20 protein-coding genes are annotated in these 21,837 nt (G+C 73.9%); 3 read left to right on the forward strand and 17 right to left on the reverse strand.

The window, feature by feature from the left end; translation table 11 throughout:
* Position 1 precedes the first annotated feature (1 nt).
* Positions 2-829, reverse strand: a complete 828-nt coding sequence (locus IH00_RS0124005) for a DUF4097 family beta strand repeat-containing protein (protein ID WP_031076918.1) — start codon at positions 827-829, stop codon at positions 2-4.
* Between the two features lie 144 nt (positions 830-973).
* On the opposite strand from IH00_RS0124005, the gene IH00_RS0124010 reads away from it, so the two are divergent.
* Complete coding sequence (locus IH00_RS0124010; RefSeq protein WP_052411593.1) at positions 974-1,903, forward strand: hypothetical protein; 930 nt, start codon at positions 974-976, stop codon at positions 1,901-1,903.
* Here IH00_RS0124010 and IH00_RS0124015 read toward each other — a convergent pair.
* From IH00_RS0124015 to IH00_RS0124060, 10 genes are all read right to left on the reverse strand, one after another.
* A complete protein-coding gene (locus IH00_RS0124015) occupies positions 1,821-2,006 on the reverse strand; it encodes a DUF6104 family protein (RefSeq protein ID WP_031076920.1) in 186 nt (61 codons plus the stop codon). The two genes, IH00_RS0124010 and IH00_RS0124015, sit on opposite strands and share 83 nt — an antisense overlap.
* Before the next feature lie 91 nt (positions 2,007-2,097).
* Complete coding sequence (locus tag IH00_RS0124020) at positions 2,098-5,934, reverse strand: multifunctional oxoglutarate decarboxylase/oxoglutarate dehydrogenase thiamine pyrophosphate-binding subunit/dihydrolipoyllysine-residue succinyltransferase subunit (protein WP_031076921.1); 3,837 nt, start codon at positions 5,932-5,934, stop codon at positions 2,098-2,100.
* Positions 5,935-6,213: 279 nt separating this feature from the next.
* The gene (locus IH00_RS0124025) at positions 6,214-7,350 is read right to left on the reverse strand and encodes a HAMP domain-containing sensor histidine kinase (protein WP_234334938.1); all 1,137 of its coding nucleotides are present in this window, start codon (positions 7,348-7,350) and stop codon (positions 6,214-6,216) included.
* Positions 7,347-8,084: a response regulator transcription factor gene (locus tag IH00_RS0124030; RefSeq protein WP_031076924.1), complete on the reverse strand. Its 738-nt coding sequence runs from the start codon at positions 8,082-8,084 to the stop codon at positions 7,347-7,349. The genes IH00_RS0124025 and IH00_RS0124030 overlap by 4 nt, the downstream gene beginning before the upstream one ends.
* Before the next feature lie 89 nt (positions 8,085-8,173).
* Positions 8,174-8,848, reverse strand: a complete 675-nt coding sequence (locus tag IH00_RS0124035; RefSeq protein WP_031076926.1) for a spermidine synthase family protein — start codon at positions 8,846-8,848, stop codon at positions 8,174-8,176.
* 10 nt (positions 8,849-8,858) lie between these two features.
* Positions 8,859-9,575, reverse strand: a complete 717-nt coding sequence (locus IH00_RS0124040) for a hypothetical protein (RefSeq protein WP_234334939.1) — start codon at positions 9,573-9,575, stop codon at positions 8,859-8,861.
* Positions 9,572-10,804, reverse strand: coding sequence for a hypothetical protein (locus tag IH00_RS0124045; RefSeq protein ID WP_052411594.1), 1,233 nt, complete (start codon positions 10,802-10,804; stop codon positions 9,572-9,574). The genes IH00_RS0124040 and IH00_RS0124045 overlap by 4 nt, the downstream gene beginning before the upstream one ends.
* Positions 10,804-11,772, reverse strand: a complete 969-nt coding sequence (locus tag IH00_RS0124050) for an ATP-binding cassette domain-containing protein (RefSeq protein WP_420710915.1) — start codon at positions 11,770-11,772, stop codon at positions 10,804-10,806. The genes IH00_RS0124045 and IH00_RS0124050 overlap by 1 nt, the downstream gene beginning before the upstream one ends.
* 5 nt (positions 11,773-11,777) lie before the next feature.
* Positions 11,778-12,761, reverse strand: coding sequence for a serine/threonine-protein kinase (locus IH00_RS0124055; protein ID WP_031076933.1), 984 nt, complete (start codon positions 12,759-12,761; stop codon positions 11,778-11,780).
* Complete coding sequence (locus tag IH00_RS0124060; protein ID WP_031076935.1) at positions 12,758-13,342, reverse strand: RNA polymerase sigma factor; 585 nt, start codon at positions 13,340-13,342, stop codon at positions 12,758-12,760. Before IH00_RS0124060 ends, IH00_RS0124055 begins: the two co-directional genes overlap by 4 nt.
* Before the next feature lie 152 nt (positions 13,343-13,494).
* Here IH00_RS0124060 and IH00_RS0124065 point away from each other — a divergent pair, with 152 nt between their 5' ends.
* Positions 13,495-14,460, forward strand: a complete 966-nt coding sequence (locus tag IH00_RS0124065; protein ID WP_052411595.1) for a rhomboid-like protein — start codon at positions 13,495-13,497, stop codon at positions 14,458-14,460.
* On the opposite strand, the gene IH00_RS0124070 is transcribed toward IH00_RS0124065, so the two are convergent.
* The 3 genes from IH00_RS0124070 to IH00_RS45090 all read right to left on the reverse strand — a co-directional run bounded on the left by IH00_RS0124070 (position 14,384) and on the right by IH00_RS45090 (position 16,326).
* Positions 14,384-15,082 (reverse strand): GNAT family N-acetyltransferase, encoded by a 699-nt coding sequence (locus tag IH00_RS0124070; RefSeq protein WP_052411596.1) that lies wholly within the window; start codon positions 15,080-15,082, stop codon positions 14,384-14,386. The genes IH00_RS0124065 and IH00_RS0124070 overlap by 77 nt on opposite strands.
* Before the next feature lie 304 nt (positions 15,083-15,386).
* Entirely contained in the window at positions 15,387-15,812 is a 426-nt protein-coding gene (locus IH00_RS0124075; RefSeq protein WP_031076940.1) for a DUF4259 domain-containing protein, read from the reverse strand.
* 379 nt (positions 15,813-16,191) lie between these two features.
* Positions 16,192-16,326 (reverse strand): hypothetical protein, encoded by a 135-nt coding sequence (locus IH00_RS45090; protein ID WP_267882595.1) that lies wholly within the window; start codon positions 16,324-16,326, stop codon positions 16,192-16,194.
* A gap of 233 nt (positions 16,327-16,559) precedes the next feature.
* Between IH00_RS45090 and lon the strand changes: the two genes are divergently transcribed.
* Positions 16,560-18,977 (forward strand): endopeptidase La, encoded by a 2,418-nt coding sequence (lon, locus tag IH00_RS0124085; RefSeq protein WP_031076942.1) that lies wholly within the window; start codon positions 16,560-16,562, stop codon positions 18,975-18,977.
* Positions 18,978-19,140: 163 nt separating this feature from the next.
* Here the strand turns inward: lon and IH00_RS0124090 are convergent, their stop codons facing one another.
* Genes IH00_RS0124090 through IH00_RS37635 form a run of 3 tightly spaced genes read right to left on the reverse strand, consistent with a single transcriptional unit; the run spans position 19,141 to position 21,763 of the window.
* Positions 19,141-20,172, reverse strand: coding sequence for a hypothetical protein (locus tag IH00_RS0124090; protein ID WP_158827908.1), 1,032 nt, complete (start codon positions 20,170-20,172; stop codon positions 19,141-19,143).
* A gap of 5 nt (positions 20,173-20,177) precedes the next feature.
* On the reverse strand, positions 20,178-21,017 hold the full coding sequence (gene ddaH, locus IH00_RS0124095; RefSeq protein WP_031076945.1) for a dimethylargininase: 840 nt from the start codon (positions 21,015-21,017) through the stop codon (positions 20,178-20,180).
* Positions 21,014-21,763: a 4'-phosphopantetheinyl transferase family protein gene (locus tag IH00_RS37635; protein ID WP_158827910.1), complete on the reverse strand. Its 750-nt coding sequence runs from the start codon at positions 21,761-21,763 to the stop codon at positions 21,014-21,016. Before IH00_RS37635 ends, ddaH begins: the two co-directional genes overlap by 4 nt.
* Positions 21,764-21,837: the final 74 nt, after the last annotated feature.

Raw genomic sequence — 21,837 nt, forward strand, 5'->3', positions numbered from 1 at the left:
GTCACAGGTCCTTTCCGGAGGGGGCGGCGGGGCGGCGGAGCAGGGCGATGGAGCCGGAGACCGTGGTCGCCCTGAGGGTGCCGGTGCCGGCCCCGAGCGTGCCCTTGATGCTCTTGGCCCCCCACTGGCCGTCCACCCGCAGGTCCTCGAAGGCGCTGGAGACGGCGCCGCTCGTGGTGTTCGCCTCCACGCGTGCGTCGGCCGGGTGGGGCAGCCGGATCGCGACCTCGCCGGAGACGGTGGTCAGCCGGATGTCGGTGGAGCCGTCGGCGGGCTCCAGGTCGATGACCATGTCGCCGGTGACCGAGTCGGCGCGCACGGAGCTGCCGGTGCCCTCGATGACCGTCAGGTCGCCGGAGACGGAGTGGAACCGGAGGTCGCCGGCGACCGCCTGGGCTTCCACGCTGCCGGACACGGTCTGCGCGCGGACCGGCCCGGGCAGCCCGACGAGCGTGGTGTCGCCGCTGACGCCGCGTACCTCCACCCGGCCCCGGATGCCGGAGATCACGGCTCCGGCGCCGACGACGCCGACCTCCACGTCGGCGCCCGCCGGTACGGCGAGGGACACGACGGCGCTGCGGTGCCGGCCCTTGCGGTCGAACCACGTGAGGAAGTCCTGCCAGGGCAGGTCCTCGTACGAGACGGTCAGGACGGAGCCGCGCTGGCTGACGACGAGCGGCGGCCCTTCGATCCCGGGGATCTCCAGCCGTGCCGGGCCCTCCTCGATGCCGACCACGTTCACCGTGCCGTGGACGATGCGCACCTTCAGCGCCGTCACGGGGTCGTCGAGGGTGAGTTCCACCGGCTCGCTGACGGACCACTCCGGCATGGCGCCTCCTCGGGACAGGACGCAACATATCGCGTCTCCTGGAATACACGATATATCGCGGTGACTCCGCGTCAAGGCCGGTCTCCAGTCGACAGAGGTCGGCATAAGCCGCAAAAGCGGACGAATTGGCCTAGCGTATGGGCCATGCCGACCTCCGCGACCACCCCGGGCGTGCTGCTGCTGTGCCGGGCCGAGCCCCCCGCCGTACGGCCCGCGGCCCAACTCCTCGGCGAGCACCTGCTGCTCGCTCCGGCGGGCCGCGGCTGGAGCGTGCTCGTCCCCGAAGGGCGTCCCTGGCTGGACGGCGGCGAACCGGCCGACCGGGTCGCTGCGGGCTGGGCCTCCGCCCTCGCGGTCGCCACCCCCTGGCCGGTGCTCGCCCTGTGGTGGGACGCCGACCGGGCGGGCTACACCCTGGCGTCGGGTTTCCGCCGGCCCGTCGGCTACACCTGGCTCACGGACGGCACCCCGGCCGGCGAGGACGAGGCGATGCACACCTTCGCCGTCCGCCTGGGCCTGGACCCGGTCCTGGACGTCCAGGACCTCCAGCCGCTCACCCGGCCCGACCCGGTGGCGGACGCCCGCTCCCGGCTGCTCGGGCTCATCGCCGTACTCGCCCGGCTCGGCCTGGCCCTGCCGCCCGGGCTCGCCCCCGGCGAACCGGCCGCCCGGCTCCGGACCGCCGCAGGGGAAGCGGGCGGCCAGGAGGTCGCCCGGCCCGGCCCGGGGGACGCGGTACGGGACGAGGTGCGGGCCGTCGAGGAGGCCGTCGGCACGGCGGTCGGCCGCGTGGTCGGGGACACCGTCGGTGCCGCCTCCCGCGTCTCCTGGCTCCACGGCCCCCGGGGCCGGATCCTCGCCGCTGTCCGGCTCGCGGCCGGTGTCCCGCTGCTGGTCCGGGGCGTCTCACGGCGCAGCCCGGGCCGGGTGGCGGCCGGCGCCCTGCTCGTGGCCGACGGGCTGCTGCTGTGCCTCGTGTCCGGCGAAGTCCCTACAGGTCGTCGTCCTCGTCGTCGTCCAGCCGCGCCAGCCACGTCGCCAGCCGCTCCACGGGAACCTCGAAGTCGGGATTGAGATCGACGAACGTCCGCAGCTGCTCGGCGAGCCACTCGAAGGTGACTTCCTCCTCGCCGCGCCGCTTCTCCAGTTCCTCGATGCCACGGTCGGTGAAGTACATGCCCTTAGCGTAAGTCAGCACGCCGGAGGGCCCGGCACCGCGATCAGCTCGCGGTTCCGGGCCCTCCGGTCGGTGCGTACGGCGTGGCCGCTCAGGCCTCGAAGACCTCGTTCACCAGCTGGACCTGCTCGGCCTGGTGACGCTTGGCCGAGCCGACCGCCGGGGACGAGCTGTGCGGGCGCGAGATGCGCCGCAGGCGCTCGGCCGGGGGCAGGTCGGCGCCGACCGCCAGGTCGAGGTGGTCGATCAGGTTGAGCGCGATGAACGGCCAGGCACCCTGGTTCGCCGGCTCCTCCTGGGCCCAGATGTACTTCTCGGCGTTCGGGTACTTGGCGATCTCGGCCTGGAGCTCCGCACCCGGCAGCGGGTACAGGCGCTCCAGCCGGATGATCGCCGTGTCCGTGACACCGCGCTTCTTCCGCTCGCCGTCGAGGTCGTAGTAGACCTTGCCGGAGCAGAAGACGACCTTGCGGACCGCGTTCGCGTCCACCGATGCGTCGCCGATCACCGGGCGGAAACCGCCGGTGGTGAACTCCTCCACCTTCGACGCCGCCGCCTTCAGGCGCAGCATCGACTTCGGGGTGAAGACGACCAGCGGCTTGTGGTGCGGGTTGTGCACCTGCCACCGCAGGAGGTGGAAGTAGTTCGACGGCAGCGTCGGCATGGCGACCGTCATGTTGTGCTGCGCGCACATCTGGAGGAAGCGCTCCGGCCGGGCCGAGGAGTGGTCCGGGCCCTGGCCCTCGTAGCCGTGGGGCAGCAGCAGGGTGACGCCGGAGGTCTGGCCCCACTTCTGCTCGGCCGAGGAGATGAACTCGTCGACGACGGTCTGCGCGCCGTTGACGAAGTCACCGAACTGCGCCTCCCACATGACCAGCGACTCCGGGCGGGCCAGCGAGTAGCCGTACTCGAAGCCCATCGCCGCGTACTCGCTCAGCAGCGAGTCGTAGACGTTGTAGCGGGCCTGGTCCTCGGAGAGGTACAGCAGCGGCGTGTAGTCCTCGCCGGTGACCTGGTCCACCAGCACCGCGTGGCGCTGGCCGAAGGTGCCGCGGCGGGTGTCCTGGCCGGCCAGCCGGACCGGGGTGCCCTCCATCAGCAGCGAGCCGATGGCGAGGGTCTCGCCCATGCCCCAGTCGATCGTGCCGTCGTCGATGGAGGCCGCGCGGCGCTGGAGCTGCGGCATCAGGCGCGGGTGGACGGTGATCCGGTCGGGGATGTTGACCTGCGACTCGGCGATCCGCTTCACGACCTCCTGGGAGACCGCGGTGGTGACGGCGACCGGGAACTCGGCCTGGGCGTCCGGGACCGGCGTCGGAGCGGGCTGCGAGGTGGCCTCGCGGACCTCGGTGAACACCTTCTCCAGCTGGCCCTGGAAGTCCTGGAGCGCCTGCTCCGCCTCTTCCAGCGTGATGTCGCCGCGGCCGATCAGCGACTCGGTGTAGAGCTTGCGCACCGAGCGCTTCTTGTCGATCAGGCTCACCATCTGCGGGTTGGTGAACTGCGGGTTGTCGCCCTCGTTGTGACCGCGGCGGCGGTAGCAGATGAGGTCGATCACGACGTCCTTGTTGAACGCCTGGCGGAACTCGAAGGCGAGCCGCGCCACCCGGACGCACGCCTCCGGGTCGTCGCCGTTCACGTGGAAGATCGGCGCCTCGATCATGCGGGCCACGTCGGTCGCGTACATCGACGAGCGCGAGGACTCCGGGGCGGCGGTGAAGCCGACCTGGTTGTTGATGACGATGTGGACCGTGCCGCCGGTGCGGTAGCCGCGCAGCTGCGACATGTTGAGCGTCTCGGCGACGACGCCCTGGCCGGCGAACGCCGCGTCACCGTGCAGGGCGACCGGCAGGACGGTGAAGTCCGTGCCGCCCTTGTTGATGACGTCCTGCTTGGCGCGGACGACACCCTCCAGGACCGGGTCGACCGCCTCCAGGTGGGAGGGGTTGGCGACCAGCGAGACCTTGATCTGCTCGCCGTCCAGGCCGGTGAAGGTGCCCTCGGCGCCCAGGTGGTACTTCACGTCGCCGGAGCCGTGCATCGACTTCGGGTCGAGGTTGCCCTCGAACTCCCGGAAGATCTGCGCGTACGACTTGCCGACGATGTTCGCCAGGACGTTGAGGCGGCCGCGGTGGGCCATGCCGATGACGACCTCGTCCAGACGGGACTCGGCCGCGGAGTCGATGACCGCGTCGAGCAGCGGGATGACCGACTCGCCGCCCTCCAGGGAGAACCGCTTCTGGCCGACGTACTTGGTCTGCAGGAACGTCTCGAACGCCTCGGCGGCGTTGAGCCGGCGCAGGATGCGCAGCTGCTCCTCGCGCTCCGGCTTGGAGTGCGGGCGCTCGACGCGGTCCTGGATCCACTTGCGCTGCTTCGGGTCCTGGATGTGCATGAACTCGATGCCGGTGGTGCGGCAGTACGAGTCGCGCAGCACGCCGAGGATGTCGCGCAGCTTCATCATCGACTTGCCGCCGAAGCCGCCGACGGCGAACTCCCGCTCCAGGTCCCAGAGCGTCAGGCCGTGCTCGGTGATGTCCAGGTCGGGGTGCTTGCGCTGGCGGTACTCCAGCGGGTCCGTGTCGGCCATGACGTGGCCGCGGACCCGGTAGGAGTGGATGAGCTCGAAGACGCGCGCGGCCTTGGTGACGTCGTCGTCGTGCGAGGCGTCGATGTCCTTGAGCCAGCGGACCGGCTCGTAGGGGATGCGAAGCGACTCGAAGATGTCGTCGTAGAAACCGTCCTCGCCGAGGAGGAGGTTGGCCACGATGCGGAGGAACTCGCCCGACGCGGCGCCCTGGATGACCCGGTGGTCGTACGTCGAGGTGAGGGTCATCACCTTGGAGATGCCCAGCTTGTTCAGGGTGTCCTGGGAGGTGCCCTGGAACTCGGCCGGGTAGTCCATCGAACCGACGCCCATGATGACCGACTGACCGGGCATCAGGCGGGGCACCGAGTGGACGGTGCCGAGGCCGCCGGGGTTGGTCAGCGAGACGGTGACGCCGGTGAAGTCGTCCATCGTCAGCTTGTTCGCGCGGGCGCGGCGGACGATGTCCTCGTACGCCTGCCAGAACTCGAAGAAGCCCAGGGTCTCGGCCTTCTTGATGGCCGCGACGACGAGCTGGCGGTCGCCGTTCGGCTTCACCAGGTCGATGGCGAGGCCGAGGTTGACGTGCGGCGGCTTCACCAGGACCGGCTTGCCGTCCTTCTCCCCGAAGGAGTGGTTCATGGACGGCATGGCCTTGATGGCCTGGACCATCGCGTACCCGATGAGGTGCGTGAAGGAGATCTTCCCGCCGCGGGCGCGCTTGAGGTGGTTGTTGATGACGATGCGGTTGTCGAACAGCAGCTTCACCGGGACGGCGCGGACGGACGTCGCCGTCGGCAGTTCCAGCGAGGCGTTCATGTTCTTCGCGACTGCGGCGGACGGGCCGCGCAGCGTCACGTACTCGGGGCCGGCGGGCGCCTCGGTGGCCGGGGCGGCCTTCGCCGCGGCGGGCTTCGGCTGCTCGGCCGCGGGCTTCGCGGCGGGGGCCTTGGCCGGGGCGGCGGGAGCGGCGGCCTGTGCGGGAGCCGCCGCTGCCGGCTTCGCCGGAGCGGCCGGGGCCTGAGCCTGCGGCGCCTGTGCGGGCTGCGCCGGGGCCTGGGCCGCCGGGGCAGGGGCGGCGGGCGTCGCGGTGCCGGCAGCCCCCGCGGCTACGGCACCGCCCTCGCCCGCGGGCTTGTCCGCCGAGCCGGAGGAACCCGGCTTGTAGTCGGCGAAGAAGTCCCACCAGGCACGGTCGACCGAATTCGGGTCCTGGAGGTACTGCTGGTAGATCTCGTCGACGAGCCACTCGTTGGCACCGAACGCGGCGGCGGGGTTCTGAGGACCCTGCCCGTCTTGGTCGGTCGAGATGCTCGAGTTACTGGGGGACTGAGACGACACGGCGGCAACCGCCCTCTTCCGCTTCACAAGGTGATGGACAGCGGAAATAAAGGCTACGCCTCCCTGGCCTGGAGGTGCAGGCCGGGCGTGCCATCGTCGCGTACATCACATCCGAGGGCGGGTTTCGGGGCAGGAAATGGCGGGAAACAAGCGTGGTTCCCCCGAGATCGGGTAGCCGACAGCGGGGCTGCGCCCCACATCGGCGCGCAGACCCGGGCGGCTCCTGTCGCGTCCTGCACGTGTCCACGCAGAAGCCGGTCCTCCGGTTCGAACCCTACGTCAATTACGTGGCCGCGGGATCCCCGGAAGAGTGACCTGAATCCGGCATCCACGTGCGGATTCGGCCACCCCGATACGGCCACCGTGCAGATCGACCGCCCAGCGGGCGATCGCCAGCCCCAGTCCCGTGCCGCCGTCGCTGCCCGGGCCGTGCGGGGACGCGACGCTGCCGCGGTTGAACCGCTCGAAGACCTTGTGGCGCTCGGACTCCGGAATGCCCGGTCCCTCGTCCAGCACCTCCAGGTTCAGCGACTCCGGCTGCGGCCCGCGCCGGGCCCGGACCGTGACCCGCCCGTGCGGCGGGGAGTGCTTGACGGCGTTGTCGATGAGATTCGCCACTACCTGGTGCAGCCGCTCCGCGTCCGCGTGCGCGGTCAGCTCCGGCGGCGACACGTCGAGGTGCAGGTGCACGTCGGTCCGGGTGTGGTGGCCGGAGCCCGAGCTCAGGCCGCGCTGCGCGGCGGCCAGGTTCGCCTCCTTCAGCACCCCGGACAGGTACGGCCACACCTCGAAGCGGCGCGACCGGAGCGGTACGACACCGTTGTCGAGCCGTGACAGATCCAGCAGCGTCTCCACCAGCCGGCCCAGCCGCTCGGTCTGCTTGAGCGCCGTGCGCATCGTCTCGGGGTCGGCGGCGGAGACGCCGTCCACGACGTTCTCCAGCACCGCGCGCAGCGCCGCGATCGGCGTGCGCAGCTCGTGCGAGACATTGGCGACCAGCTCCTTGCGGTGCCGGTCCACCGCCTCCAGGTCGTCCGCCATGCGGTTGATCGTGGACGCCAGGTCGCCGAGCTCGTCGCGGCGGTCGGCCCCCCGCACCCGGCGGGTGTAGTCGCCGTGCGAGATCGACTTGGCCACCGTGTTCATCTCGTCCAGCGGCGCGGTCAGGCCGTGCGCCACGAACTGGGTGATCAGCAGGGTGGCGATCACCGAGAACACGGTGATGAAGCGCAGTTCGGTCTCGGTGCGCAGCGCCACCATCAGCAGTCCGGTCGTGATGAAGACCGAGACGACGACGAGGGTGCCCAGCTTGGTCTTGATCGAGATCGTGACCGCCCGCACCCGGGACCGCAGCCGCAGCCGGGACCGCACCCCGGACCGCACGCGGGACCGGAGCGGCGCCCTCCGCCGGCTCATGGCGCCGGGGTCTCCAGCGCGTAACCGACGCCGTGCACCGTACGGATCCGCTCGGCGCCGATCTTGCGGCGCAGCGCCTTGATGTGGCTGTCCACGGTGCGGGTGCCCGAGGCGTCCGCCCAGTCCCACACCTCCGCGAGCAGCTGCTCGCGCGAGAGCACCGCTCTCGGAGTGTTCGCCAGGCAGACCAGGAGGTCGAACTCGGTCGGCGTCAGGTGGACGTCGTCCCCCTTGACCCGCACCCGCCGCTGCGCGTGGTCGATCTCCAGCTCGCCGAGGCGCAGGATGCCGCTGCGCGGCGTCACCGCGGCCAGCGCGGCCCGCTCCACCCGGCGCAGCAGGACGTGCACCCGGGCCGCCAGCTCCCGCATCGAGAACGGCTTGGTCATGTAGTCGTCGGCCCCGACCCCGAGCCCGACCAGCATGTCGGTCTCGTCGTCGCGGGCGGTCAGCATCAGCACCGGAACCGGCCGCTGGGCCTGCACCCGGCGGCACACCTCCAGGCCGTCGAAGCCCGGCAGCATGACGTCGAGGACCATCAGGTCCGGCTGCCAGGCCTCGGCCGCGTCGACGGCCGCGGGGCCGTCCGTCGCCGTCTGCACCAGGAAGCCCTCGGCCCGCAGCCGTGCGGAGATGGCCTCGACGATGGTGGTGTCGTCCTCGACGACCAGCACTCGGCGCTGGGTACCCGGCGTGACCGCCGTACCGGTATGGCTGGTGTGTGTCTGCTCCATCGCCCCGCCCCTGCTCGCGTCCAGCGACGCGAACCGCGTGTAGATCCGTGTGTTCGGTCAGCAGCGTAAAGGCACCGACCGCGTCCCGGCTACGCAGGGCGAACGGCGAGGTGGACCACGTCCGGAACGCCCCGGGCAACCGGGATCTCTTCGGTTCTTACCCCGCTGAATCCGGCATTCCGCAATGACTCTTCGAAATCGGCGGACGGTTGCGCGGACCAGACGGCGAGGATCCCGCCGGGGTTCAGCCGGGCCGCGCAGGCGGCCAGACCGTCCGGTGAGTACAGGCCGTCGTTGCCCTCCGAGACGGTCCAGCCGGGGCCGTTGTCGATGTCCAGGCAGAGCGCGTCGTACGTGTCCGGCGAGGTGCGGACGTACTCCACGAGGTCGGCGTGGAGCAGGACCGTGCGCGGGTCGGCGAGCGCGCTGCCCGAGATCGCGGCGAGCGGCCCCTCGCGGTGCCAGTCGATGACGGCCTGCTCGCGCTCGACCACCGCGATACGGCTCCAGGCGGGGTCGGCGGCGGCGTGGGCGAGCGAGAAGCCGACCCCGAGGCCGCCGATGAGGACGGACGAACCGGGCCGCCCGCCCAGTGCCTGGAGCGCCGCGTCGACGAGCAGCCGCTCCGAGCGGCCGTCGGAAGTGTCCATGAGGAAGGTGCCGTTGGCGATGATCTCGTAGTGGTCGCCGCGCCGGCGCAGGACCACCTCGCCGTACGGGCCTACACGTCGGTCGAGCGTGGTCACGGGCGTCGTCTCAGCCATGGCTTTCAGCCTAGTTGGGCCCGCCACCGGATTTCCGGCCGTTCCGCGGACGTCTCCCCGGTGGGGGCTCGTCGCCCGGGGGACGGCCCTCCGGCGGAGCGCCGCGGCCCGGGTACCGGGAACGGGGCCGCCCGTTGTCGGGGCGCGCGCCGAGAGCCGCGTACAGCATCACCCCCGTCACGAACGCCGCCAGCGCCACCGCCCAGGCCCAGCCCTCGGGCCCCGGTTGCACCGGCCACGCCCAGACCGCGGCGGCTCCGCCCGGCATGGACGGCGCCGCCACGTACACGGCGCCGAAGTACACCAGCGGCGGCAGCCAGCTCAGCCGGGCGCCCAGCACCACGGCCGCGGCCGCCGTGACGCCTGCAGCGCCCAGCACGTTGCGCACCATCGCCGGCTGCCCGAACGCCTCCGGCCGGCCCGGCACCGCGAGGGCGAGCAGCACGGCGGCCGACGCCGTCAGTACGGCCTGGTGGGCCAGACGGCGCCGCCACCAGGGGCGTACCGCGGTGCGGTCGAGCTCGTCGGCGTGCACGTGGAGCCCGGTGCCGATCGCCGCGCCGGCGACCAGCGGGGCGAGGACGACGACGGGGACGCGCGCGGTGTGGTCGAAGAACGGCTGCGCCTGGAGCCGGTGGGCGGACCAGCCGGCGGCGAGCGCCGTGCCCAGGAGAACGGCGTACGTCACGGGGAGCGCGCGTGAGCGCGCGTACAGCCGGAGGCTCATGGGAGGGGCACCTCTGCGGCCTCGCACAGGTCGGTGGTCAGGTAGCGGCCGAGGAAGGCCCGCTGCTGCGCCGGGGATCCGGCGCGCAGCCGGTCGAGGAACGGCTGGAGGGCCGCCGGGTCGACGCCGCTGCCGGGCGGCGCGGGGGCGAGCCACTCCTGGACCGCCAGATCGAGGACGATGCCGTCCTCGCCGGACAGGCACGCGCCGTCGAAGAGGCCCGAGGCCGCGTCGTGCGCGTACTGCCGCGGGTCCTGGAGCACGCCGTGGGCGGCCGCGGCCACCGGGTCGGGGAGCGGCGCCTCGCCCGGGCCCGGCTCGTGCGGGCCGCTCACCCAGCGGGCGGGGGCGCCGGGCACGCCGCGGAGCCTGGCGTTCAGGCCGGCGAGCGCCCGGGACGCCTCGGGCAGCAGGGCACGGTCGACGGCCGACAGGCAGACCCGGGGCGTGCCGTCGTCGCAGACGAGGCGGGCCGCGTCCGGGTCCGGCCGCCACGGGCCGGCGCTCCCGTCCAGGCGGACGACCGGTACGGCGACGGCACAGGCCGCGGCGAGCGGTACGAGCGCCAGGGCGCGGCGCCGGGCCCCGTACGCGAGCAGCGCGGCCAGCGCGAGGCCGCCCGTCCACACCGTCATCGCCGGGGCGAACCACCAGAGCGGCTCCTGCCAGGCCGTGGAGCGGTCGGCCGCCGGACTCAGCCAGCGGGCGGGGGAGGCGGTGTACGACGGCAGGCCCAGGCCCACGTACGTGGCGGCGGCGACCAGCGGGGGCGTCAGCCGCCACGGCACCAGGCGCCCGGCGACGAACCCGAGCGTGCCGAGCGCCGCCACGGCGACGGCGTCGGCGGCCGTTACGGACACGAAGGGGCGCCCGCCGCCGGCGTACGGCCAGGTCGCGCCCAGGCAGACGGCCACCGCGAGCAGCAGTCCGGCGGCGGGCCACAGCGCGGCCGGAGCGGCGGCGACCAGCGTGCGGGCCAGACGGCCGCGCGGCGCGGAGGCGAGCAGTTCGCCCGTGGAGCGACGCCGTTCCCGGCCGCCCTGCCAGCAGCCGGCGGCGGCCGCGAGCGGTCCGGCGAGCAGCCCGGCGGCGGTGTGCAGCATGTCGGTGGCGTCCGACCAGCGGCCCTGCCAGCCGGGCGCCTTGCCGTACAGGGCGACGAGCACGGTGACGGCGACGGCGGCCCCGGACCAGGGCCCGATGCCGCGGCGCAGCTCGGTACGGAGCATCACCGCCGCCCCCCGGCGACGGCGGCGCGGTGGGCGCGCAGGACGATGGTGTAGCCGCGCTCGATGGCGCTGCCGTGCGGGGCGGGGCGGCGGCGCGGCGGGGCGGGTGCACCGGGGGAACCTGCGTCACCGGAGGCACCGGAGGGATCGGGAGCAGCGGGGGCAGCGGGAGACGCTGCACCACCGGGTGCACCCCAGGCACGGGGAGAACCTGCGCCACCGGAGGCACCAGGGGCTTCGGTGGCGCCGCCGGGCGGGGTGTCGTCGCCGTCGTCCGCGAGGGAGTCCTCGCCGATGGCGGTGAGTTCGGCGGTGGTGCCGCGGAAGGCGAGCCGGCCCGACTCGATGAGGGTCACCTCGGTGCACGCCGCGGCGACGTCCTCGACGAGGTGGGTGGAGACGATGACGGTGGAAGCGGTGCCCACATCGCGGAGCAGTGCTCTGAATTCGACGCGCTGCTCCGGATCGAGACCGGCCGTCGGTTCGTCGAGGAGCAGCAGCTCCGGCTCGTTCACGATCGCCTGCGCGATGCCCACCCGCCGCACCATGCCGCCCGACAGCGTCCTGATCCTCGCGTCGATCCGGTCGGCCAGCCCGACGCGTTCCACCGCCCGCTCCACCGCGGCCGCGGCGCGTGCGGCCGGCATCTCCTTGAGCCAGGCCACGTACGCCACGAACTCCCGGACCGTGAAACCCGGGTAGTAACCGAACTCCTGCGGCAGGTAGCCCAGCCGCCTCCGCACCTCCGCGCGTTCGCGGCGGTCCGCGATGTCGCGGCCCAGCAGCCGCACCCGGCCGCCGGTGGGGGCGGCGACCGTCGCGAGCACCCGGATCAGGGACGTCTTGCCCGCGCCGTTCGGCCCGAGCAGGCCGTGCACGCCGGGGCCCAGCTCCAGGTCGAGGCCGTCCAGCGCGGTCGTACGGCGGTGCCGGACGGTCAGCCCGCCGACCGCGACGGTGCTGTGGATGTGTGTCACCAGCGCTCCAGATGGTCGAAGGAACGGCGCCGCAGCGCCAGCAGTCCGGCGCACACCGCCGCGGCGGCCGCCCAGCCGCCCTGCGCGGCGGAGCCGGAGAGGTACCACGCCGGCGCGCCGCCCGCGGCGGCGTCGGACGGGAACGGGAACGCCTCGCCCAGCGCGGGGCCGGCCACCACCGTCAGCCAGGCCACCGCCACGGCCGCCGCCGCCGTCCGGCAGCCCACGTACGAGCCCAGCGCCAGCGCGGCCAGCGTCAGGGCGAGCCCGGGCAGCAGCCACACGGCGGCCCCCGGTGCCCCGGCCTCCGCGGGGAGCACCGCGCCCGCGGCGGTGAGCAGCGGGACGCACACCGCGAGCACGGCGGCCGTCCGCGTCAGCAGCAGCCGCAGCCCGCCGGACGGGGTGGCGGCGGCGATCTCGTGCAGCGGATCCGCGTGCCTCCCGTACGACACCGCCACCCCGGCGAGCGGCACCACCGGTGCCAGGGCCAGCAGCAGTGGCCGTACGCCGTCGACGCCGCCGCCGTACGCGAGGGCGAGCGCCCCCGCGACCACCAGCAGCACGGCGACGATCCACGCCCCGCGCAGGGCGGGCCCGGCGGCCCACGCCAGGCGCCCGACGCGGGAGGCGCGGGCGCGGCCGGGGCCCGCGGGCCCGCCCGTCGGTACCGGGACCGGGGCATGCGCTGTCGAAACCGCCCCCGGCGCCGTTACCCGCCCCGGCGCCGAAACCGACCCCACCGCCGTTACCCGCCCCGCCGCCGGAGCCGCCTCCGGCGTCGCCAGCGCGAGGAGCGCGCCGCGCACCTCCGCGAGTGCCGGGCCCGCCGTGGACCCCCGTACCGCGGCGGACACCAGGGCGGCGCACCGGCCGCAACGCTCGACGTGCTTCTCCAGGGACCAGGCGTCCGGCTCGGACGCCGATCCGTCGGCGTACCGGGCCGCCAGCGCGGCGTCCACGTGCCACCCCGCACTCATGCCGTACCTCCCAAGGTGCCCGTCCGCGCGCCGAGTTGCGCCAGTGCGTCGCGCAGCTCGCGGCGTGCCCGCAGCGCGCGGCTCTTGACCGTGCCCTCCGGGATGCCGAGCAGCCGCGCCGCCTCACGGGTGGTCAGGCCGTCGACGACCGTGGCCCGCAGGACCTCGCGGAGCTCCGGCGAGATGCGGTCGAGGGCGGCGCCCACGTCCCCGTACTCCAGTCCGGCCAGCACCCGGTCCTCGGCGGACGGTACGGGCGTCGCCGGCTCCGGGCCGGGCCGCTCGGCCCGCGCCTGAGCGCGCCGCGCGTCGACCAGGCGGCGGGCCGCGATGACCCACAGCCAGCCGCCCGCCTCGCCGCCGCGGTGCGTCCCGGCGGACCGCCAGACCGTGACGAACGTGTCCTGGAGCACTTCCCGTACCGTCTCGGGATCCCCGCAGCGGCGTGTCAGGCGGGCGTGCAGCCAGCCCGCGTGCCGGTCGTACAGCTCCGCGAGCGCCTCCGCGTCCCCGCGCGCGACGGCCCGCAGCAGCGCGGAATCGTCGTCCCGGTCTTCCCCTGTGGGGCGCAACAGTCTCACGCTCCCTCTATCGCCCGTACGGACGCGGCCGGTTCACGGGTGGCGGGTGTGATCCACGTCATGGACGCCCGGTCGGTGATCGCGTTGGCTGAGGGGGCAAGGTTGACGGGGGGCGGTCCGGGGGGACCTGACGAGGCGAAAGGCTGCCCACGGTGCACCGGCTCACAGCGCGGGAGACGGACGACGACACGGTGCGACCGCCGGCCGGTGCCGTCGGCCGCCCGGCGGCCGAGGCCCGGGAACGCCTGCTGCACGGCATTCCCCGCCAGCGCCCGACCGCCGGCACTGCCGCCGTCCCCACACCTGCCGTCGTCCCCGTCCCTGCCGTCGCCGAACCGCCGCCCGTCCGGCCGGCCGCGCAGTCGGCCGCGGCTCCGGCCGGATCCCCGGCCGGGCCTCGAACCCGGCCCCCGGCGGGACTGCCTGCCGCGGCCCGTCCGGCCGCCGCGGCGGAATCCCGGCGGCGGTGGTGGCGCGCGACGGGCCGCCTGCTGCCCACGCCCGCCGGCGCACCCTTCACCTTCGGCTACACCCTCGTCCTCGTCGCCACGTCGCTCTTCGCCCGGTACGGGGACCCCGCCACGGTCTCCGCACTGCTGCACGGCTCCAGCACCGATGTCGCACACCTCTCCCGGACGCCGATGCTCGTCCTGGGCGCCAGCGCGCTGTGGGTGGCGGGCGGGCTGTTCTCGCCGTACGCCGTCGGTTTCGTCTTCGTCCTCACCGCCCTGGAGCGCCGCATCGGCGCGTGGCGCGCCGCCGCCGTGTTCCTGGTCGGGCACGTGGTGGCCACCCTGGCGACGGAAATCCCGGTCGCCCTGTCGGTCCTGGCGGGTCATCTGCCCGGTACGTCGCTGCACCGGCTCGACTACGGCATCAGCTTCGGCCTGATGGCGAGCGTCGGCGCGCTCGCCGGGCTGCTGAGTCCGGTGGCCCGCGCGATCGTGCTGGCCTGGGTGTCGGTGATGCTGCTGCAGGACCTGCTCGCCTTCGAGGACCCGCTCACCGACTGGGGCCATCCGCTGGCCCTGCTGACCGGCGTCAGCGGCTGGCCGCTGCTGCGGCGGGCGGCTTTGCCGGGCTGCCGGCCGGACGAGCGGCGGGCACCGGGTCCCTGACCACGCCGGTCAGCGGTCCCTGGTACTCCCACCCCAGGGAGCTGTAGAGCGCCCGGCCCTGCGTGGTCGCGGAGAGCACGCCCGTGTCGGCACCCGCTTCGGCGCCGGCCGTCGTGAGCGTGCGCATCACGACGCTGCCGAGGCCCCTGCGGCGGTGCCCGGCGTAGGTCTCGATCTGGTCGAACACCGCCGTCCGGCCGGTCGGCGCGATCTGTCCCCGCGCGGCGAGCGACCCGTCGGGCGCCACGATGCGGACGCGGAACACCCCGTCGCGGGTGCCGGTCTCCATGGCGTACCCCTCGGGTGGTGCGGGGGCGGCGGTGGCGCGCAGGGCGGTGAACATCATGAAGCCGGGGTCGTCCGGTACGCGCCAGCCGGGAGTGATCCAGTCCGCCACCTCCTCGGGTGCCGCCAGCACCTTCAGCCACGCGCCGGGTCGGGTGACGGCCGCGCACAGCGTGCGGACGGACGTCTCGTCGGGGTGGGGCAGGACGTGCCGGAACACGTGCCCGGGGAGGCCGACGTCGATGCGGTAGCCCCAGGGTTCGGTGACCGGCGCGGGGGTGCCGCGGGAGACGGCCCAACCCCGAACCCAGGCATCTGTAATGTCTGCATTCTGCATCGGGCTATTACACACGTCGGACATGCGGCAGCGCCACCCTTGCGTCGGGTACGCGGGGGACCGGCGGTGTGCGCTCCGGGACCGGGGTGGCCGGGACGGGCCGCGCCGGCCCCGGAGGCGGGGATCAGCGTCGTACGGGAGTGCCACGGACGCGGTCGCGCCCGGTGGGGTGACGCTCCGTCATGCGGGGGATCCGGCCCCGCTTCGCCGGTGGAAGTCGCCCCAGGTGGGATCGGAAAAGTGGCGGAAAAGGTACCGGCTCATATGGACCTCCGGGCGAGGAACGATGACTGCGGTGCGTGCGTCAGTACAGGTGGAGCTGCTTCCCGGGAGGGCGGGGCTGGAGGACTTCCTGCAGCCGGTGGACGGCCGCCCGCCAGGGGGCGCCGTCCGGTCCGGCCCAGAGCTCCATCACCTCGGACGGCTCCACGACGATCCGGTCCAGCGCCTGCAGGGCAAGCGTACGCAGACATGTCAGGTCGGGAAGGGGCTCTTCGGGGCCGTAGACCGGATCGACCGGTTCGCCACCCGGGCATTGTGCGGCGACGAGGGCGGCCGCGGCGACGGCCTCGTCGGCGACGGGGGCGTCGAGGGGGCCGGTGGTGCCGACCGCACGGGCGAGCGCGTCGCGGACGAGGCCCGGGCGCTCCTCCGGGGCGGCTTCGTCCAGCGTGCAGGCGAAATCCGCGGCCGTGTCGTTGTCGTAGGGACCGGTGTCCCAGGTGCCCATGCGTCCCCCTGTCGTCGTGCGGTCCGGACAGCTTGGCACCGGCCACTGACAGCTCACCCGGCGGCTGTGGATGGCGGACCGGGTACGCGTACGCGGCAGGCCTGCCGCCACGCGGCGGTGCACCCGCGACAGCCGTGACCACAGGCGCGCCGCGACCGGCCGGTCGCGGCGCAGGAAGGTTCACGGGGCACCCGGTCCCCGTCGACCCGGGACCACGAGGCCGCCGGCCGGCATCGGGGAGCGGGCCGCGAGCCCGCCCTGTCGCGGCGGGCGGTGACCGTCCAGCCGGCCGCCCGGCCCGGCTCGGGCCGCCGTCGCAGGCCCAGGAGCACCCGCCGGAGCAGGTGCCCCCGCGGACCGGCCGCGCCCTCGAACGCGGTCAGGCCCGGTGCTCCGGCGACCGCTGCCAGGCGCCCTGTGCGGTGAGCGTGAAGAGGCCCGCGCGGTCGGGTTCGGCGGGCGAAACGACGGAGACGGCGGTCGCCTCGAGGACGCCGAGCTCTTGACGGGCCATCAGGGATGACGGCTTCCGGTGGCACCTGCGTGTCCTCGGCTGCCCCTGTGCGTTCGGGTGACACACCGTCGGCTCGGCGTCGCATACCTATGTGCAGGTAGGTAAGTGCTGCTCCCAGGCGCGGCTCGGGGCGGAGGGAGGTGATCGCTGAGAGCGAACGCGACTCCGGGAACACTCGGCAGCTCATGAGCATTGAGCCAGTACAGCTCAACTTGACTGCCGAAGGGGAGATCATGGCTTCGACGTCCACACCGCTCACCCTGCCCGTGCTGCCGCTCGACGGCGAGGTCGTCCTGCCGGGGATGGTGGTGCCCCTGGACCTGTCCGACAGCGAGGTGCGCGCCGCCGTGGAGGCGGCCCAGGCGGCGGCCCGCGCGGGTGGGGACGGCAAGGGCAAGCCGCAGGTGCTGCTGGTGCCGCGCATCGACGGGACGTACGCCGGCACCGGCGTCCTCGGAACCGTGGAGCAGGTCGGCCGGCTCTCCGACGGCGACCCCGGCGCGCTCATCCGCGGCCGCCACCGCGTCAGGATCGGCGCCGGGACGACCGGCCCGGGCGCGGCCCTGTGGGTCGAGGGCTCCCGGGTCGAGGAGACGGTCCCCGACCCGCTGCCCGGCGCGGTCACCGAGCTGGTGAAGGAGTACAAGGCCCTCGCCACCAGCTGGCTGAAGAAGCGCGGCGCCTGGCAGGTCGTGGACCGCGTCCAGCAGATCGACGGCGTCGCCGCGCTCGCCGACAACTCCGGCTACTCGCCCTTCCTGACCACCGCCCAGAAGGTCGAGCTGCTCGAGACCGATGACCCGGTCGCCCGGCTCAGGCTCGCCACCGAGCAGCTCCGCGACCACCTCGCCGAGCAGGATGTCGCCGAGTCCATCGCCAAGGACGTCCAGGAGGGCGTCGACAAGCAGCAGCGCGAGTTCCTGCTGCGCCGCCAGCTCGAAGCCGTGCGCAAGGAGCTGCGCGAGCTCAACGGCGACAAGGAGGGCGAGGAGTCCGACGACTACCGGGCCCGCGTCGAGGCCACCGACCTGCCGGACAAGGTGCGGGAAGCCGCCTTCAAGGAGGTCGACAAGCTGGAGCGGTCCAGCGACCAGAACCCCGAGACGGCCTGGATCCGCACCTGGCTCGACACGGTCCTGGAGATGCCGTGGAGCGAGCGCACCGAGGACCGGTACGACATCAAGGGCGCCAGGGAGGTCCTCGACGCCGAGCACGCCGGGCTGGAGGACGTGAAGGAGCGCATCACCGAGTACCTGGCGGTGCGCAAGCGGCGCGCCGACCGCGGCCTGGGCGTCGTGGGCGGGCGGCGCGGCGGCGCGGTCCTCGCCCTGGTCGGCCCGCCCGGCGTCGGCAAGACGTCGCTCGGCGAGTCGGTCGCGCACGCGATGGGCCGTGCGTTCGTCCGGGTCGCCCTCGGCGGCGTACGCGACGAGGCGGAGATCCGGGGGCACCGGCGTACCTACGTGGGCGCGATGCCGGGGCGGATCGTACGGGCCATCAAGGAGGCCGGGTCCATGAACCCGGTGGTCCTGCTCGACGAGATCGACAAGGTCGGCTCCGACTTCCGGGGCGACCCGGCGGCGGCGCTCCTGGAAGTGCTCGACCCGGCGCAGAACCACACCTTCCGCGACCATTACCTGGAGGTCGAACTCGACCTGTCGGACGTCGTCTTCCTCGCCACCGCCAACGTCCTGGAAGCCATCCCGGAGGCGCTGGCCGACCGTATGGAGATCGTCCGCCTGGACGGCTACACCGAGGACGAGAAGGTCGTCATCGCCCGCGACCACCTCGTGCCGCGCCAGCTGGAGCGCGCGGGCCTGGAGAGCGGCGAGGTGACGCTCGACGAGTCGGCGCTGCGCAAGCTCGCGGGCGAGTACACGCGCGAGGCGGGCGTGCGCACCCTGGAGCGGTCCATCGCACGGCTGCTGCGGAAGGTCGCGGCCAAGCACGAACTGGGGGAGCGGGAGCTGCCGTTCACCATCACCGATGCCGACCTGCGCGGCCTCATCGGCCGGCCGCACCACGTGCCCGAGTCCGCCCAGGACCCGGCCGAGCGGCGCACCGCCGTGCCGGGCGTGGCGACCGGGCTCGCGGTCACCGGCGCGGGCGGGGACGTCCTGTTCGTCGAGGCGTCGCTGGCCGATCCGGAGACGGGCGCGGCGGGCCTGACCCTCACCGGCCAGCTCGGTGACGTGATGAAGGAGTCGGCGCAGATCGCGCTGAGCTTCCTGCGCTCGCACGGCGCCGAACTGGAGCTGCCGGTCACCGGACTGAAGGACCGGGGCGTGCACATCCACTTCCCGGCGGGCGCGGTCCCGAAGGACGGCCCGAGCGCCGGCATCACGATGACGACGGCGCTCGCGTCGCTGCTGAGCGGCCGCCTGGTCCGTACGGACGTGGCGATGACGGGCGAGGTGTCGCTGACGGGCCGCGTGCTGCCCATCGGCGGCGTCAAGCAGAAGCTGCTCGCCGCGCACCGCGCCGGGATCACGACGGTGATCATCCCGAAGCGGAACGAGGCCGACCTGGACGACGTCCCGGCCGAGATCCTGGAGAAGCTGGAGGTCCACCCGGTCACGGACGTCCGCCAGGTCCTGGAGCTCGCCCTGTCCCCGGCGACGGCGGAGGTCCCGGTCACGGCCGCGGCGTGACGGCGACCGGCCCCCTCGCGGGGCCGGGGCCAGGCCTCGGGGGCTCGGCCCGGTGGCCCGGATGCTCCAGGAAGGAGCCCCCGGGCCGCCGCCCGTCGCCCGCCGGGCGGCGCACAGCGCAAGCAGGTGGAGCGGACCGCCGGGCGGCGGCCCGCTCCGGAGCTCAGCCCGTCGCCCCGGCCGCCGGCCAGTCCTGGGCCACGGAGCGCCACAGCGCCACGGTCGTCTCCTCCAGCTGGTCGAACCGCTTCGCCATCCGGGTCCGCACGGACGGCGCGGACGTCGCCTCGTAGCGCAGGGCGAGCACGCCCATGGCCTCCCAGTGACGCAGGGCCTCCTCGTGCACCGCGAGCGTGGCCTCCGAGGCGCCCGCGGCCCGCAGGGAGCGGCCCATCAGGGTGAGGCTGGGCACCGCGTACAGGACCGAGGCGTGGTGGAACAGGCGGCGGGCGCCGCGGGCGGCACGCTCACCGCCGGCGTCGAAGCACTCCTCGCACAGCTCCTGGTAGCGGCGAATCGCGCCCCGGAACCGGGGCTCGGCGAAGAAGCGCTCGGCCTGACGCGCCAGGGCGCCGCCCAGCCCCGCACCCGCGTCCGTACCGCCCTCGCCCGCCGCGGGCGCCGCGGTGCGGGAGTCCGACACGGCGTAGAAGAAGCCCATGGCGTCGTGGGCGTCGCTGCGGATGCGGTCGGCCGCGGCCCGGCCGAGGTCGTCCAGCGTGAGGACGGCACGGCAGCTGAACGGCTTCATGTCCACGACGAGACTGTCGCGCACCTGCACATGGCCGTGGTCGGCCGTGATCGACTCGACCACGACGGCGTGCAGATAGGGCGCGTTGTCGCGGTACACCGCGGCGTAGCCGAGGTGCGCCGTGTTGACCCACACGATCACGCCGCCGAACTTCTCCAGCAGCGCGGCCAGTTGCGGCCCGGGTGCGCCGAAGTCCACCGGCTCCTTGTGCACGGTGAAGCCCGAGCGCGTCATGCCCAGGGCACCGGCCTCCTCGACCGGGAAGATGTACTCCGGATAGCCGGACTCGTCGAGGCCCGCCTGGAAGAGGAACCCGTCGCCGCGCTCGAAGACGACCTGTTCCTCGACGGGACGGCCGACCATCCCCGAGAGCACCGAGTAACTGCCCGTCAGGCAGTTGACCGCCGTGCCGTCGTACCGCTCCACGATGTGGCTGTCCGTCATCGCGTTCACCCCCGCAGTTCGAGCGTGCAGCACTTCACGCTGCCGCCTGCCTTGAGAAGTTCCGTCAGTTCCACGCCGATCGGCTCGAAGCCGCGGGCCGACAGCTGCGCGGCCAGCCCGGTGGCGGCCTTGGGCAGCAGGACGTGCCGGCCGTCCGAGAGCGCGTTCAGCCCGAACACGGCCGCGTCCTCGGCCGAGGCGAGCACGGCGTCGGGGAACAGCTCGCGCAGGACGGCCTGGCTGCCTTCGGAGAACGCGGCCGGGTAGTACATCACCTCGTCGTCCGAGAGCACCGACAGGGCGGTGTCCAGGTGGTAGTGCGACGGGTTGACGAGCTGGAGGGTGGTGACGGGCAGCCCGAAGAACTCCTGCGCCTCGAAGTGCGAGCGCTGGTCCGTGCGGAAGCCCGTCCCCGCCAGGATGCGCCGCCCGACGACCAGGTAGTCGCCCTCGCCCTCGTTGATGTGCTCGGGCCAGTACAGCTCCTCGTACCCCTGGCGCTGGAACCAGGCCAGGTAGGCCGGGCCCTCGGCGGTGCGCTCCGCGTGCCGGAAGCGCGCGCCGAACACCTTCCCGTCGACCACGGTCGCGCCGTTCGCCGCGAAGACCATGTCGGGCAGACCCTCCAGCGGGTCTATCTCGTGCACGGTGTGGCCGAGCTCCCGGTACAGGTCGCGCAGCCCTTCCCACTGCCGCAGGGCGAGCGCCCCGTCCGTGGGCTTGCTGGGCTGCATCCACGGGTTGATGGAGTAGGTGACGTCGAAGTGGCGCGGGGGGCACATCAGGAACCGGCGCGGGGTCGCCGTGCGGGTCCGTGACGGTGCGGCGGACTGATTCGTGGTCATCGGTACTGCTCCTGGTGAGGAAGTGGCAAAGGGGTGGTGCCGCCGCCGGATGCGGGCGGAGGGTCGAAGACGGGGTCGCCGCCGGGGCCGGGGGACGACGGCTCGCCGGTGGCCACGGCGGCCAGGAGGCGGCCGTCGGGGCTCGTCCAGTCGTGCAGCCGCAGCCCGGAGGTCGTCGCGGGGTCGGTGAGGTCCAGCCGGCGCAGCGTCCCCAGGGTCGCGGCCCCCACCTTCACCAGCGCCTCCTTGCGCACCCAGTGGCGGAGGAAGGCGGGCATGGGGTCGGGCGCGGCGCGGACGGCGGCGATCTCGGGCGGCGCCAGCACCCGGGCGAGGAGCCTGGCGTCCGGCGCGCCCGGGGGGACGGCCTCGACGTCGACGCCCACCGGGCCGGGGCCCGCGGCGGCCGCGACGACGCCCTCGGCGTGCGAGAGGCTGACGCCGGTGCCGGGCCGGCCGGGCAGGTACGGCCGCCCGTGGTCGTCGCCGCCGCAGTCCTCGCAGCGCTGGCCGATGACCAGGGACGACAGGGGCTCGCCGGTGGAGCGGGCCGCGCACAGCCGGACCAGGACGTGCGCCGCCAGGAAGTCGTCGCGGCGGGGCCCGGGGGCGAGACGGGCCGCCCGGGCCTCTTCGTACGGGGCCAGTCGCACCGCGTCGAGGAGGGGCAGGACGTCACGGGTGGGCCGGATCGCGACCTGGACCGTCGTCGGGCGCGTGACCGCGCCGGTGCCTGTACCGCGCACGCGCGGCAGCCCCGTGAGCACTGCTTGTTCCCCCTCGTATGGCCGTCCGGGCCGGTCGTGTGGTCGTGAGTGGT

It is taken from the genome of Streptomyces sp. NRRL S-118 (assembly GCF_000716335.1).
Classification (GTDB): domain Bacteria; phylum Actinomycetota; class Actinomycetes; order Streptomycetales; family Streptomycetaceae; genus Streptomyces.